Origin of the sequence: Pseudoalteromonas sp., assembly GCF_018402495.1 — a bacterium.
Lineage (GTDB): Bacteria > Pseudomonadota > Gammaproteobacteria > Enterobacterales > Alteromonadaceae > Pseudoalteromonas.
This window is the reverse complement of record NZ_JAGYIU010000004.1, coordinates 221603-236824: the sequence shown is the minus strand read 5'-3', so window position 1 is coordinate 236824 and position 15222 is coordinate 221603. Positions and strand designations below refer to the sequence as shown.

Sequence of the window (15222 nt, the reverse complement as noted above, 5' to 3'; positions counted from 1 at the left end):
CCGCTTTAGTACAAAATTAAAGTTCAGGGTTTACAGTGTTTTTAGACCGCCCCCTAACACCTCCCTCCTATCGCCCGATGCTCGAAAATTTAACCTTTCACCTTTCACCTTTCACCTTTCACCCTTAATTTTAACCTCTCATCTCTGCCCTGCTACCACTTATCGTATCTACTCGAATTGTTGTTAAAACTCGTTACAATAAAATAATATTAAAAAACGAGAATCAACAATGAAAACACAACTCACTCTTGTAGGCTCTGCACTTATCGCAAGCTTAGCAAGTACCAGTGCTTTGGCTAATAAGCCTCTAGAATTTAAAGATGTATTTGATTTTAAGTCGGTAAAAGGCATGCAGCTCTCGGAAGATGGCCAAGTTTTATCGTTTAGTGCAACGCCATATCGTGGTAATGCCACTGGACAAGTCTACTCACTCAATAACAACAAACTTATTGCAGAAGTAGAGCGTGGTACACACCCTAGCATCAATAAAATGGCAAACTGGGTCGCATTTACGCAGGTGCCTACCCTGCTTGAAAAAGAAACCACGAAGAAAAAAAGCGACTTAAAAAATAACTTAGTATTAGTGAATACCCAAACCGGTGAGCAGCAAAGCTTTAATGATGTAAAAGATTACGTGCTAGCTAATAACGGCCAGTGGCTGGCCTATCGCAAAAATGAAAACGCTGAAGAAGACGATAAAAAGCTCGACAACGATAGCGCTATCACTGCCGACAAAAAAGATAAAAGCTATCCGCTGGTTATCGTTAACTTAAGTGACAAACGCACTCATACTCTTAAAAACGTGTTTACCTATGGCATTAGTGCCACCAGCGATCAGCTATTGGTGAGTCAAAGCTATGTTGATGGCGGCAATAATCAAATTACCTTATTTTCACTCGATAATTTTACCAGCACCGTATTAATTGATGAGCCTGGTGTGGTTGCTAGCAAAATAGCATGGCACCCAATCGAAAAAACCGTTGCGTTTACCTTAGGAAACTATGTAAACCAAGATGAACGTCGTCGCCAGTACGAATTAACGCTGTGGCAAAACGACACGCTAACCACTTTGCAATCACCTAACCCAGAATGGTTAATGGGCAAAACCGCGACATTAACTTGGGCCGAAGATGGTACACGTTTATACTTTGAAAACCGCCCAAAACTCGCAGCAAAAATTAAACAAAAAGAATACACAGATGAGTCATCACTGTATGACTTTGAAGTAATTCGCGACCATAAAGGGTTAAATGTATGGCACAACAATGACGCGCAAATTAAACCGCGCGAAGAGCAGCAATGGAATGAAAATAATAAAAACCGTCATTACACTGCGGTATACCATGTAAACTCACAGCAAGTCGTTCAGTTAAGCACGCCAAATATGCCTGAGCTGTCGCTTAATACTGAGCGTGCCACTTCATTGTTAGGCTACTCAAATTTAGCGCATCTTGAAAAAGTAATGTATGGCGGTTTTTTTGCTGACTACTTTGCTGTTGATATAAACACGGGTAAACAAACTCCTATTATTAACGACTATCCATTTAGGCCGAGCCTTGCGCCTAATGGGCAGTTTGCTGCTTACTTTGATAATAACCAAGTACAGCTTAAAAACTTAGGTAATAACAAAGTGAGCGTACTCAGCAAAGCGATTAACGCCACATTTGCCGATGACAAACACGACTATCCATCCAAGCAGCCTGGCTATGGTTTTGCAGGCTGGCTAAGCGATAGCAGCGAAATACTGGTTTATAGCAAATACGATATTTGGTCATTTAACGTCAATACCAAGCAAGCCAAGCGTTTAACGAATGGCAAGCAAAATAACACGCAGTACAGGGTGATCAAACTTGATAAAAACCAAGTAGGCTTTAACAACAATGATACGCTCCTGCTTTCTGCGATTAATTTACAAAGCAAGCAAAGTGAAGTGGCTAAACTTAATTTAGCAACCCTTGAAGTCACTAAATTACTTACAGGTAATAAGCGCTTTGATGTAGTTAAAAAGGCCAAAAATGCCGATAAATACTTATTTACTGAGCAAACCTATCAGCAATTTCCAGATATTTACCAAACAGACTTTAGCTTTAAACAACCACAACGCGTAACTAACCTTAACCCTCAGATAAGCAACTTTGCTTGGGGACAAGCACCTGAACTCATTAGCTATAAAGGCTTTGATGGTGAAGATTTACAAGGGGTATTAATCAAGCCTGCCGGTTATAAAAAAGGCGATAAAGTGCCTGTTGTAGTGTACTTTTACCGCTACATGAGCCAGCGCATGTATGACTTTCCAAAAATGGAATTAAATCATCGCCCTAATTTCCCGATGTTTACCTCAAATGGCTACGCCATTTTTTTACCTGACATTCGCTTTGAAATAGGTCACCCTGGTAAGTCTTCAACTCAAACCATGATCAACGCCACCCAAAAGCTAATTGATTTAGGCATTGCCGATGCTAATAAAATAGGCTTACAAGGCCACTCTTGGGCGGGTTATCAAAGTGCATTTATGATCACCCAAACTGATATGTTTAAAGCAGTGGTATCGGGCGCGCCAGTGTCTAACATGACCAGTGCTTACAGTGGCATTCGCTTAAAATCTGGGCTTGCACGCCAATTTCAGTATGAAACAGGGCAAAGCCGTATTGGTAAAAATTTATTTGAAGCCCCTGAGCTGTATATTGAAAACTCGCCAGTATTTTTTGCAGATAAAGTAAACACGCCTATCTTAATTATGTTTGGCGACAAAGATGATGCGGTGCCATGGCACGAAGGCGTTCAGTACTATTTAGCATTGCGCCGTGCAGGTAAAGATGCCACCTTTTTACAATATGAAGGTGAACCGCATCACTTAAAGCAATTCCCAAATCAAGTGGACTTCTCCGTGCGCATGATGCAGTACTTTGATCATCATCTAAAAGGCAAACCGGCCGCTAAGTGGATCACTGAGGGCGAAGCGTTTGTAGAAGAATAACTCCTCTCTTGAAGCTAAAAACCCTATACACTGATAGGCTATGGGGTTTTTAGCTTTTAACATCAAATAATTTACCAACCACAACTTAAACCAAAATCTTCATAGCAAACATTGAGCTGCCGTTTGAACACAAAAATAGCGCAAGCTAGATAACCCTTTATTTTTGTAGTTATTTACTCGGTACTTTTATATGAGCGGGTTATGAGTAATAATCAGTCAATAAAAAAGACACAGTCTAAGAGAAGTAGAGCATGCTAGATTTTTGGTACAAAGGACTACCACAGTATCCAAAAGATCATAAAGACTTTTGGCGCACACGCTTAATTGCTCATTCATTATTAACGGCAACCTGCTACTTTTTAGTTTTAACCCTGCTCAACCTGTTCTACTTTCACAGTTACGATATTGCCGCCATTGATGCATTAGGCTTAGTTATATCATTAGCTATTTATGGCTGGTTTAGTAAAACTGCAAATGTCAGTGCTGCGGCATGGGCAGTTACATTTATGGTCGTTAGTTTAATAATGACATTTGTTATCTCTGTAGGTGGCCTTGCTCACTCTTTATTTTGGGCAACACTTATTCCCCCTTTTGCGTTTTTTTTAGTGGGTAGAAATTGGGGGAGCATTTTTAGCGCCATTGCTTTTTGTATTTGTGCTTACCTAACTTATAAGCAACAACAGCTAACCGTCACTATAGGGCTGGGCTCTTTATTTAACATCATTGAGGTCAGCATTGCCCATATCTTAATTTTCAGATTTTATGAAAAAACACGTTTTTCTGCATATGCGCATTTAACAACCCGTAATATAGAGATTCAACATCTCGCTGAAACAGATAAACTCACAGGGCTTTATAATAGGCAAAAATTTGATTATGCATTGTCGCAAGTCATTACCAGCAGCAAAGAAACAAAAACCACAAACTGCTTATTTATTTGTGATATTGATCACTTTAAGAAAATAAACGACGCCTATGGTCATTTAGTCGGTGATAAAGTGTTAGCTGAGTTTGCTAAACTGATTAAAAGTAGCATGCCCAACCACTCATTAATTGCACGTTGGGGGGGAGAAGAGTTTACGGTTATTTTACCAAATACCTCGTTAACGGAGGCAATAACGCAAGCAAATAAATTAAGAGAGTATATTTTTACCCACCCTGTCACAAATATTAAATTAAGCATAAGTATAGGGGTAACAGTTATCAACCCAAGCGACTCAGTTACAAACAACTTAGAGAGAGTCGATCAGGCGCTATACAGAGCTAAAAATAGCGGTCGAAATGCCGTTTTTGTTAATGATAATAATTGCATTAGTAATACCTCCCTAGCTTCTATATAGCTAAGGAGTGATCATTTTTCATTGTGGATAAATAGCTCAATAATTTTTATTTATAGCAATTCGCTCAATTAAGTGAGCTATTTTAAGGAAGGAAAATTGTGCCAATAGCAAAGTAAAAATGTCGTTATTTAGTTGTTCTAAATGAGCAATTTTTAACGCAGCCAGCGGCTGATTTATCCCCTTAAAATGATTAAGTATCACTGCGAATTGGTGTTAATACACAACATTAAACATACTGCCCTGCGGCAAATCCACAGCTCCACGCGTATTGAAAATTATAGCCTCCTAACCAACCTGTTACATCGGTTACTTCGCCAATAAAATAGAGGCCTTTGGCTTTTTTAGCCTCAAATGTTTTTGAGCTTAACTCGTCGGTATCGACTCCGCCTAGAGTAACCTCTGCGGTTCTATAACCTTCAGTACCATTGGGTTTAATTTGCCACGCATGAATATAATCAGCCAGTGCATCTATTTGACCATGCGTAAGTTGATTAATATTACAATCGGGAATGGCGTTACTGGCGTGAAGTATTTCTACAAAGCGCTTAGGAAGAATAGTCGCGAGGCTATTTTTCAACGATTTTTGCGCTTGCGTTTCTCGCCAATCAGCCAGCTGTTGCTTTAAATCTAGTTCAGGCAATAAATTGATTGTGACTACCTGACCTGCTCGCCAAAATGAGCTTATTTGCAATATAGCAGGCCCAGATAGCCCTCGATGGGTAAATAAAATATTTTCTTTAAATACAGTGCCATCTTCGCTGGTCACTTCACAAGGAATACTAATACCCGAAAGCCCTTCAAAACGGTCTTTATCGTGCTGATGTAAGGTAAAGGGAACCAAAGCAGCCATCGTCGGCAATACTTTTAAACCAAATTGCTCTGCAATTTTATAACCTATTGGCGTAGCGCCAAGTTTAGGCATGGTTAACCCACCCGATGCAACCACAAGCGACTCACAAGTAAATGTTTCTTGTTCTGTTGTGACACTATAGCCGGTGGCTGTTTTAGCGACATTTAACACTTCATTGCGCAGTTTAATAGTAACGCCTGCCCACTCACACTCAGTTAGTAAAATATCTACAATGTCTTGTGCGCTATTATCACAAAATAATTGCCCCAATGTTTTATGGTGATACGCCAAACCATGTCGTTCTACAAGCTCTACAAAGTCATGCTGCGTATAACGACTTAAGCACGATTTTACAAAATGAGGGTTCGAACATAAATAATTACTAGGGCTTGCGTTTTCGTTGGTAAAATTACAACGTCCGCCACCACTAATTAAAATCTTGCGCCCTGGTTTTTTCCCCATATCAAGAACTGTTACGCTTCGGCCACGATACCCTGCTTGCGCTGCACACATTAAACCAGCCGCCCCGGCACCGATCACTATCACATCAACGTGAGTCATTTAGTTATCTCTTTAAAACTTTTGCCAATTATAACAAAGTTTCAATAACAACAAGATAGCTACTTAATTGTTTTTAATTTTTCAATAAAGATTAAATAATAGAAAAACAACAACCCAAAAAAAACAACCCATTAAGGTGGTTAAAAACAAAAAAGTAAATACAAAACAATTAAAATATCACTGTAAACACACTAAATACGCGGTTATAACTAAATGAAAGAGGTACATATATATTTAATATTTCAAAATAGTTAACAGATCATTTACCTTTGTACCCGCTTTGTGAGTTTTCACAAATAATAATAAAACTAAGGGTAATTATGACTTCTAATAATTTATTTAAAAAAGGCGCTGTTGCGCTAACAATAAGTACACTATTTGCTGCCAGCTCAAGCATGGCAAACCCAGTGCAAGCAATTGCTCCTTCAATGGCAGAAACCTCAGCTAAGTTACAAAATCAAGGTGGCTTTGAAACTCAATTTATTATCAAATATAAAAATAATAACGCGACCATGAGCACTTCTACTGCTGATGTGTCACCGGCAGTGATGAATAAAAAAGCACAAAACTTCGTAAAAAACTTCACCTCAAAAAAAGGAAAAGTGAAAGCAAAATATGTGCGTGCTATGGCATTAAATAATCACCACGTAATGCGTGCCGACAAAAAACTTAGCGCTGAAGAAGCTCAACAGTTTATGCAAGATATAGTTAATTCAGGCAATGTTGAATATATTGAAGTCGATCAAATGTTAAAGCCATTTGCCACACCAAATGATCCGCGTTATGGCGACCAGTGGCATTACTATGAGCAAGCGGGTGGACTTAATTTACCCACTGCGTGGGATACGGCAACAGGCAACGGTGTCGTTGTTGCGGTGCTTGATACAGGCTACCGCCCGCACGTTGATTTAAATGCTAATATTTTACCAGGCTACGATATGATCTCTAATCTATCCGTTGCTAATGACGGCGATGGACGCGACAGCGATGCTCGCGATCCTGGCGATGCGGTTGCAGCCGGTGAATGTGGTAATAACCCTGCACAAGGCTCTAGTTGGCATGGCACTCACGTTGCGGGCACTATCGCTGCCGTAACAAACAATGGCGAAGGCGTTGCTGGTGTTGCTTATGACGCCAAAGTAGTACCTGTACGTGTATTGGGTAAATGTGGCGGTTTAACCTCAGATATTGCTGACGGTATTATTTGGGCTGCAGGTGGTAATGTATCAGGTGTACCGAGCAACCCAAATCCTGCTGATGTGATTAATATGAGTTTAGGGGGGAGCGGATCATGCAGCTCAACGACACAAAACGCTATAAATCAAGCACGTAATAATGGGGCTGCTATTGTGATTGCAGCAGGCAATAGTAATGATAACTCTGCAAATTATAACCCTGGTAATTGTAATGGCGTGATAAATGTTGCCTCCGTAGGCCGTGACGGTGGCCGTGCTTATTACTCAAACTATGGTAATAATATTGATGTAGCTGCACCCGGGGGTGCACAAAGTTTTGCCAATGATTCTGAGGGTGTTTTATCAACTTATAATGCAGGTTCAACAACGCCATCAAGTGATAGCTATGGCTTTTCACAAGGCACTTCAATGGCGGCTCCTCACGTTGCAGGTGTAGCAGCACTGATCAAGCAAGCAAAACCAAATGCAACCCCTGATGAAATAGAAAGTATTTTAAAAACAACCACTCGCTCATTTCCAGCAACGTGTAATAATTGTGGAACAGGCATTGTTGATGCCGCAGCTGCTGTTGCTGCAGCATCTGGTGGTACACCACCCACAACCGGTGATAATGAGCTTGTTGATGGACAAGCTAAAACAGGATTAAGCGGTGCGGCAAGTGCACAAGATTTTTACACTATGACAGTACCCAGTGGTGCAACAAATGTTACTTTCACAATGAGTGGGGGCACAGGTGATGCTGACTTGTATGTACGTGCAGGCAGTAAACCAACCACAAACACATATGATTGTCGTCCATATAAAGGCGGTAACAGTGAAGAGTGTTCTATCGATAACCCAGCGGCAGGTACTTATCATGTCATGCTACGCGGTTATTCAGCCTATAGTGGGGTTAGTTTAGTCGGTAACATCACAGGAGGTGGAGCAGGTGATGGCACACCGCAAGCAGGTGGTGGTACTGTGTCTGATATTTCAGCAAGTGCTGGCCAGTGGAAACATTTCACATTAGATGTACCTGCAGGTATGGCAAGCTTTACTGTAACGACTTCAGGTGGTTCTGGGGATGCAGACTTATTTGTGAAATTTGGTAGTCAGCCAACAAGCTCAAGCTATGACTGCCGTCCATACAAAAATGGTAATGCCGAAACCTGTACGTTTAGCAATCCTCAAGCAGGAATATGGCACTTAAGTGTTAATGCGTATCAGACCTTTTCTGGTTTAACTCTAAGCGCTCAATACCAGCCATAATACGATCTCTCTTTATATAAAGCCGATACATTTGTATCGGCTTTTTTATTCTTCTTAATTAAAAAGCATACTGTTAAAGCTTTGCTAATACAGCCTCAGCACTACTTATAACAAATTCTTTATCTTGTTCTATAAACAGATCTGTAACAACACCATTATCAACAACCATAGCGTAACGTTTCGAGCGTACTCCCCCAAAGCCTGCAGTATCTTTTTCAAGCCCTAAAGCACAGGTAAAACTAGCATCGCCATCTGCAAGCATGTCTATATGCTCTGCATTTTGTGACTCACCCCATGCTTTCATAACAAATGCATCATTGACCGAAACACAGTAAATAGCGTCAACCCCCTTGGCTTTAATTTTATCAGCCAAGCTAATATACCCAGGTAAATGAGCGTTAGAGCACGTGGGTGTAAATGCCCCTGGGACTGCAAATAAAACAATTTTTTTATTCGCAAATAGCACATCATTTTTTAGTGTTTTCATGCCGTCATCAGTCAGCTGAGTCAAACTAATAGCGGGTAATGTATGACCTTGTTCTATCATATTAATTCCTTAGGTAATTAGGTTGCCTTTTAGCATACAGATAAATATTTCATTCGTCTTAATCATTATTGTTATTTAAACCTAAACCTTCTTTAATTGATATCATCTGCAGTGCTAATTGCGAACGTATATCTGAAACCAGCTCGCTCGATTCATTTACTTGGTTTTTCATATTATGCATTGATTGAGTAAAGTTATTCAGTAAGTCGCTTTGCTGCTTTGCAAGCTCCATCGCTTCAACAGCCACTTTATTTGCCTGCTGAGCATTACTAGCCACCCCTTCAGAGTTTGCTTGAAGTTCTTGAGCATTGTCGGTTTGTAACTGAGCGTCTTCAGTCAGCGCGTTAATTTGTGAGTACACAACTTGAGAATTTTCACTTAATAGAGCCAACTGTTCGTTTATCTCTTTTAATGACCCTTGAGTTTGCATAGCTAATTGTCGTACTTCATCCGCAACCACAGCAAAACCTCGTCCTTGCTCACCAGCTCTTGCAGATTCAATTGCGGCATTGAGTGCTAATAAATTAGTTTGCTCGGCAATAGTGCGAATAACCGTTATTATATTGCTCACCCCTTGTACGCCGCTGAGCAATTCTTGAACACTGTGCATCCCTTGTTCAATACGTTGTTGCGTATCAGAACTCGCATTAAGCATACTTTTAGCAAAACCCACACTTTGCTGCATTGCTTCATAGGTATTTTGAGCATTATTAGCAGCTTGAGAGTTAACATGATTAACTTGCTCACCTATTTGTTGAATGTTTACTAGTAAGCTTTCGTTTTTAACAACTTGCTCGTAGCTAGTTGTGCTCTTTGCACCTATTTCTTCTAAGTGCCCACTCATTTGCTGCATAAAATCACTAACAACACTAAGCATATTTGCTCTTTCTTGCGCCTCTAAACGTTGACGCTCAATTAACTGGTTAAAATACTGCGCTATTTCACCAACCTCTGTTTTAGGGTTGTTTACTGTAATATTTTTTAACTCATTACTTTCGATTAAAAATGCAAACCCGTCTCGCAGACCCCGTAAAGGCTGTAAAACCTGTTTACGTTGAGCCCAATAAACACCAAAAGCTAATATTACTAAACCACCTATTGCAATTCCAAATAACCAAAATACTTGTTGCTTTACCGTATCTTGTTGCGCTTTTAATGTTTGCTCCGCCTTAATCACTGTTTTAGATAAAAGACTAATTTGTTCACGTAAATCATTCGTTCCTGAGCGACGCTGCTTAGCTTGCGATAACGTACTGCTTAAATCACGTAAATAACGGTTAGGCCAACTAATTAACTCCGCCTTTATATCAGTTGCAAGATCTTCTGGCTCCTCATCTGCAAATAACGCAAATTCATCAACTTCTGTCATAACTCCTAAATTAGGCAGCTGTTCAATTTTTGTTGCAAGTAAATTAAGATTTTTTACGCTTTGTTGTAAATTTTTTTCAACTTCAGGCTGGTAATCATTTAGCAGTTGATAGGTCGATAAAGATAAATTAACCACTTCACTGTAATAGTCACTCGCCAACTTGTTGTAGCTTAGAGCATGGCTACCTTGAGTTGATGCTTTTTGTACATAATTGATAAGCGATGACGCTGAGCCCGCCATTTGCCTAAGCGCATTATCTAATAGCGCAGTTTCGTTACCTGCGAGTTTGCCTAGTGCTCGGTATTTACCGTTGATGTCTTTATTTAATAAAAGTAACTGTGTTGAAAGTTGAGTTTCTAATTCAGAAGGAAGCACATTTAACTGTTGCGTTTTAAGTTTCTCAATCAAGGTTGACGATTGTGTTAAGTATTGGCTATCGCCCTGCGCTAAATAGTCCTCTAATAGCCCTGCAAGATCAACCATGATAGTATTTTTTAATTGGCTATAAGCAATGTCTTGTTGTTGAATTTTTAGCAATGTATGGCTTGCCCATAATAAAGTAGCGGCTAACAGCACACTGGCTAAGGTTAATAAAATTGCTAAAAGACGGGTAAAGAATGATACACGCATAAACATATCTCAAAAAATAACATTGCTTATATAATATTGAATTTTTATGACATTTTTATGTGAAAGATTTAATTAGAGGAAATACTCAGGTGTATTTAGAAGTGGTTAAGAGCCAGATAAAAGGCCGTTTTATATAGCAAAAAACCGCGTTTAAACGCGGTTTTTTAATTAGGCTTTTATTTACAGGCCTGCGCGATCTTTAATAATAGGGATTAAAGCAGAACCGGCATGATTTGCCTCAGCCCATGCGATATCTGCGCCATCTTCAAGTGAGCTTTTTGATAAGTTTTTAACAATGAACTCACCAGTATCAACCGCATTACTTGCAACAGCATGACGTAATAAGTTGTTACCATTACAAAGAATTGCATCGTAAATATTACGTAATTTCACACGTGAACTTTTTAAGGTATTTCGTAAACGACTTTTATCGTCTGCAGCAGTATATTCACAGATAGAAATAGCTAACTGCTCATTAGCGTTTGCAGGCGCAGTATAAGCAAACGAACCCGCTGCAATAGCAGCAATTACAACTAGCTTCGGTAATTTAATCATTGATTGGACACCCTGTATTGGTACTTTTTTCGTAATTCAATGTTTAATATTCTACCAACATGCTCAGATTTTCGCAATAATGTTAATAAACTTTATTCAAAGTTACGAATTTATAACTATATTTATTTTTTTCATCAGGCATCATCAACATTTCATTGTCAACTTGCCAATTTGCGACACTTAGGTAATCAGGAAATTGTGTATCCCCCTCAACATCTAGGTCAATAAAGGTTAAATACAGGCGCTGTGCCTGCGCTAAAAACTGCTGATAGATGTTTCCGCCACCAATAATCATCACCTCTGCAACATCATTAACAAGCTCAAGTGCCGCTGCTGGTGTTGCCACAGTTTCAATTCCAGGTGCTTGATATTCAGTATTGCGAGTAATAATAATATTACGACGCCCAGGTAAAGGCCGCCCTATCGATTCAAATGTTTTGCGTCCCATGATAACAGGCTTACCAGAGGTTACTTTTTTAAAGTGCTGAAGATCACCAGGCAAATGCCATGGCATTTTATTATCTAGGCCAATGACACGGTTATTTGCCATTGCTGCAATCATTGAAATTATCACACTAAACACCCAAAACTTTATTATTAATCAAATAAAAAGGAGCATTAGCTCCTTTTAAATACACATAATGATCATTAACGCTCGTAGATAACTTCTACGTCGTAATCATCTTCATCCCAATCATCCCAGTCATCATCATCGCCTTTAGTCGCTTTTTGATGGTAGGTATCCCACTTAAATTCAACTTCTTCGTCCGCAACTTCAACAAATGTTTCTTTAGGCATACTGTCAAGCAGGGTCATGATGTCATGAATTAACGACTGCGTATTTAATTTGTTAATAGCTGCAATGCTATAAACATTCTCAGACTCGCCTAACTCCTGTGCAATTTGATCACACAATGCTTTAACTTCATCTTCAGGCAATAAATCTATTTTGTTAAATACTAACCAACGTGGCTTTTCAGCAAGCTTAGGGCTGTACTGATGAAGCTCATTAATGATTGCAAACGCATTATCAACAGGGTTAGACCCATCAACTGGCATCACATCAATAATATGTAATAACACACGACAACGCTCTAAATGCTTTAAGAAGCGAATACCGAGGCCAGCACCGTCTGATGCCCCTTCAATCAAACCCGGAATATCAGCAATAACAAATGACTTGTTTGCCTCAGGACGTACTACACCTAAATTTGGAATAAGCGTAGTAAACGGATAATCGGCTACTTTTGGCTTAGCCGCAGACACGCTACGAATAAACGTAGACTTACCTGCATTTGGCAACCCTAGCAAGCCTACATCAGCCAATAGCATTAGCTCTAATTTAAGGTTACGTACCTCACCCGGTGTGCCGAGCGTTTTTTGACGAGGGGCACGATTAGTACTTGATTTAAAACGCGCATTCCCCAAGCCATGGAAACCGCCTTTTGCAACCACAATTCGTTGACCATCTTGGGTTAAATCCCCTAATGATTCTTGTGTATCAACATCAATAATACGTGTACCAACAGGCACTTTAACGATCAGGTCTTCACCTTTCTTACCCGTACAATTACGGCTTTGACCGTTTGTACCGCGCTCTGCTCTGTGGAAGCGCTCAAATTGATAGTCAATTAGGGTATTTAAGTTTTCATCAGCTTGTAGATAAACACTACCACCGTCTCCACCGTCACCGCCATCAGGTCCACCATCTGGAACATATTTCTCACGACGAAAAGACACGATGCCGCTGCCACCGTCACCAGCTTCTGCGCGAATTTCTACTTCATCTACAAACTTCATGATTACTCACTTTAGGGATTGGCTTGTTAATAACTCTATTATATACCTAAGTGGCCCATAGAGCACACTGAGCATAAAAACACTTGGGTATATATTTAAACATGCTTAAAACAAAAAACCCCGCAAAGGCGGGGTTTTTTAACTACCTTACTGATTACTCAGCTACGATAGTTACGTATTTACGGTTTAAAGGACCTTTTTGTTCAAACTGAACTTTACCATCTGCTTTTGCGAAGATAGTGTGGTCTTTACCGATACCTACGTTTGCGCCTGGGTGAAAACGAGTTCCACGCTGACGAACAATGATGCTACCCGCTAGAACTGATTCGCCACCAAAACGCTTAACACCTAGGCGTTTGCTTTCTGAATCGCGTCCGTTACGAGTACTACCAGCTGCTTTTTTATGTGCCATTTCTAAGTACCTCTAATTAAGCGCTAATGCCAGTGATTTTAACTTCTGTGAACCATTGACGATGGCCCATTTGCTTACGAGAATGCTTACGGCGTCTAAATTTAACAACCTTAATCTTCTCACCGCGACCGTGTGAAACAACCTCAGCTGTTACTTTACCACCGTTTACGAACGGTACACCAATCTCGATCTTCTCACCATCAGCAACTAAAAGTACTGAATCAAATTCAACTGCTGCACCAGTTTCAACGTCTAATTTCTCAAGACGAATTGTTTGACCTTCAGTCACACGGTGCTGTTTACCACCACTTTGGAAAACCGCGTACATAATTAACTCCGTCTGTGCGCCCTCAAATCGACGCAACTAAAATATTCTTCAATAGGGCGCGAAGTTTACGCTAATGCGCAAAAACTAGCAAGCCTCTTTTTGTAATTAAATGAATAAAAAGTAGCTGCATTGAGAGCAATTCAATATTTCCCCTATTTTATATTAAAATCCCCCTTTGCCAAGCGCTTTTTAACGGATACAGAAAATAAATTAGCAATAACAAAGCCAGCCTATACAGTTCAATTAACCATCAAGTATTACTTAAAATTAAACCACGCGGGTTAAGCTATCATTCACAAAGTTAAGCGTTCATTTAACCTACTTAAGGGTGTTTTTTTAAGGAATCGTCACAAAATATCGAGCTAAGGCATTTTTTGTTGTACAATCTGCGCCGTTCACATATTTAAATTGGCTCGGAGATCAATGGATATAAAATCTATCCAGGCGTTAATCGAAAGCGATATGAATGACGTCAATCAACTAATACATGCGCAAATGCGCTCAGATGTGGCGTTAGTTAATCAACTTGGTTTGTACATAGTTAACAGCGGTGGCAAACGTGTTCGCCCTATGTTGGCTATTTTGGCGGCAAAAGCGCTAGGTTACCAAGGCAAAGATCACATTACGCTAGCAACTATCATTGAATTTATCCACACCGCAACGCTTTTACATGATGATGTGGTCGATGAATCTAACTTGCGCCGTGGCACACCGACAGCAAATGCCGAGTTTGGTAATGCTGCTAGCGTACTGGTGGGTGATTTTATTTACACCCGCTCGTTTCAGTTAATGGTGGGTCTTGGCAAAATGCAAATAATGCAAATACTGGCTGATGCAACTAACATTATTGCTGAAGGTGAAGTACTGCAATTAATGAACTGCAATGACCCCGATACCACTGAAGCCAGTTATATGCAGGTTATTTATTCTAAAACCGCTAAGTTATTTGAAGCGGCAACCGGACTGGCAGCTATTATTACTGAACAAAATGATAATGTATTAGAAGCACTTAATTTGTATGGTATGCATTTAGGCACCGCTTTTCAGTTAGTGGATGATGTTTTAGATTACAACGCTGATGCCGACCAACTAGGTAAAAATATTGGCGACGACTTAGCGGAAGGTAAACCAACACTGCCGTTAATTTATGCCATGCAACACGGCAATGAGCAGCAAACACAGTTAATAAGAGACGCTATCGAGCACTGTAATGGCATGGAACACCTTGATGAGATCCTTGCTGCACTCAAATATACCAATGCTCTTGAGTTCACTATGCAAAAAGCCGAGCAAGAGGCAGAAAAAGCAATCGCTTGTTTAGAATGCTTAGCTGAGTCGAGTTACAAGCAGGCATTAATCAGCTTAGCCCGCATAGCGGTTGACCGCGACCATTAATATTAGTGAGCCTA

The 15222-nt window shown here is 40.0% G+C and carries 12 protein-coding genes; 4 read left to right on the top strand and 8 right to left on the bottom strand.

The annotated features are described in order from the left end of the window. Positions 1–229 precede the first annotated feature (229 nt). On the top strand, positions 230–2977 hold the full coding sequence (locus KG708_RS13430) for a prolyl oligopeptidase family serine peptidase (RefSeq protein ID WP_213610537.1): 2748 nt from the start codon (positions 230–232) through the stop codon (positions 2975–2977). A 251-nt stretch (positions 2978–3228) separates the two neighbouring features. Then, positions 3229–4317 (top strand): GGDEF domain-containing protein, encoded by a 1089-nt coding sequence (locus KG708_RS13425; protein WP_213610536.1) that lies wholly within the window; start codon positions 3229–3231, stop codon positions 4315–4317. Positions 4318–4543: 226 nt separating this feature from the next. On the opposite strand, the gene KG708_RS13420 is transcribed toward KG708_RS13425, so the two are convergent. Then, positions 4544–5728: an NAD(P)/FAD-dependent oxidoreductase gene (locus tag KG708_RS13420; RefSeq protein WP_213610535.1), complete on the bottom strand. Its 1185-nt coding sequence runs from the start codon at positions 5726–5728 to the stop codon at positions 4544–4546. A gap of 320 nt (positions 5729–6048) precedes the next feature. On the opposite strand from KG708_RS13420, the gene KG708_RS13415 reads away from it, so the two are divergent. Then, complete coding sequence (locus tag KG708_RS13415) at positions 6049–8172, top strand: S8 family peptidase (protein WP_213610534.1); 2124 nt, start codon at positions 6049–6051, stop codon at positions 8170–8172. Between the two features lie 73 nt (positions 8173–8245). On the opposite strand, the gene KG708_RS13410 is transcribed toward KG708_RS13415, so the two are convergent. From KG708_RS13410 to rplU, 7 genes are all read right to left on the bottom strand, one after another. After that, positions 8246–8719 carry a peroxiredoxin gene (locus tag KG708_RS13410; protein ID WP_213610533.1) on the bottom strand — a complete coding sequence of 158 codons (474 nt, stop codon included), beginning with the start codon at positions 8717–8719 and terminating at the stop codon, positions 8246–8248. A 58-nt stretch (positions 8720–8777) separates the two neighbouring features. Beyond that, positions 8778–10718 carry a methyl-accepting chemotaxis protein gene (locus KG708_RS13405; RefSeq protein WP_213610532.1) on the bottom strand — a complete coding sequence of 647 codons (1941 nt, stop codon included), beginning with the start codon at positions 10716–10718 and terminating at the stop codon, positions 8778–8780. A 180-nt stretch (positions 10719–10898) separates the two neighbouring features. After that, the gene (locus KG708_RS13400; protein ID WP_213610531.1) at positions 10899–11273 is read right to left on the bottom strand and encodes a DUF3718 domain-containing protein; all 375 of its coding nucleotides are present in this window, start codon (positions 11271–11273) and stop codon (positions 10899–10901) included. A gap of 82 nt (positions 11274–11355) precedes the next feature. Further along, entirely contained in the window at positions 11356–11847 is a 492-nt protein-coding gene (folA, locus tag KG708_RS13395) for a type 3 dihydrofolate reductase (protein ID WP_213610528.1), read from the bottom strand. A gap of 74 nt (positions 11848–11921) precedes the next feature. Next, the gene (gene cgtA, locus KG708_RS13390; protein ID WP_213610526.1) at positions 11922–13073 is read right to left on the bottom strand and encodes an Obg family GTPase CgtA; all 1152 of its coding nucleotides are present in this window, start codon (positions 13071–13073) and stop codon (positions 11922–11924) included. A 154-nt stretch (positions 13074–13227) separates the two neighbouring features. Next, a complete protein-coding gene (gene rpmA / locus KG708_RS13385) occupies positions 13228–13485 on the bottom strand; it encodes a 50S ribosomal protein L27 (protein ID WP_008114963.1) in 258 nt (85 codons plus the stop codon). Positions 13486–13501: 16 nt separating this feature from the next. Beyond that, positions 13502–13813 carry a 50S ribosomal protein L21 gene (rplU, locus tag KG708_RS13380; RefSeq protein ID WP_004587921.1) on the bottom strand — a complete coding sequence of 104 codons (312 nt, stop codon included), beginning with the start codon at positions 13811–13813 and terminating at the stop codon, positions 13502–13504. A gap of 423 nt (positions 13814–14236) precedes the next feature. On the opposite strand from rplU, the gene ispB reads away from it, so the two are divergent. Then, positions 14237–15208: an octaprenyl diphosphate synthase gene (ispB, locus tag KG708_RS13375; RefSeq protein ID WP_213610524.1), complete on the top strand. Its 972-nt coding sequence runs from the start codon at positions 14237–14239 to the stop codon at positions 15206–15208. The last annotated feature ends 14 nt before the right edge of the window (positions 15209–15222 follow it).

Bases quoted from the DNA above. Each gene is read 5' to 3' on its own strand.
- KG708_RS13430 (WP_213610537.1), top strand. From the start codon at position 230: ATGAAAACACAACTCACTCTTGTAGGCTCTGCACTTATCGCAAGCTTA.
- KG708_RS13420 (WP_213610535.1), bottom strand. From the start codon at position 5,728: ATGACTCACGTTGATGTGATAGTGATCGGTGCCGGGGCGGCTGGTTTA.
- KG708_RS13405 (WP_213610532.1), bottom strand. From the start codon at position 10,718: ATGCGTGTATCATTCTTTACCCGTCTTTTAGCAATTTTATTAACCTTA.
- cgtA (WP_213610526.1), bottom strand. From the start codon at position 13,073: ATGAAGTTTGTAGATGAAGTAGAAATTCGCGCAGAAGCTGGTGACGGT.
- rplU (WP_004587921.1), bottom strand. From the start codon at position 13,813: ATGTACGCGGTTTTCCAAAGTGGTGGTAAACAGCACCGTGTGACTGAA.
- KG708_RS13410 (WP_213610533.1), bottom strand. From the start codon at position 8,719: ATGATAGAACAAGGTCATACATTACCCGCTATTAGTTTGACTCAGCTG.
- ispB (WP_213610524.1), top strand. From the start codon at position 14,237: ATGGATATAAAATCTATCCAGGCGTTAATCGAAAGCGATATGAATGAC.
- KG708_RS13400 (WP_213610531.1), bottom strand. From the start codon at position 11,273: ATGATTAAATTACCGAAGCTAGTTGTAATTGCTGCTATTGCAGCGGGT.
- KG708_RS13425 (WP_213610536.1), top strand. From the start codon at position 3,229: ATGCTAGATTTTTGGTACAAAGGACTACCACAGTATCCAAAAGATCAT.
- KG708_RS13415 (WP_213610534.1), top strand. From the start codon at position 6,049: ATGACTTCTAATAATTTATTTAAAAAAGGCGCTGTTGCGCTAACAATA.
- rpmA (WP_008114963.1), bottom strand. From the start codon at position 13,485: ATGGCACATAAAAAAGCAGCTGGTAGTACTCGTAACGGACGCGATTCA.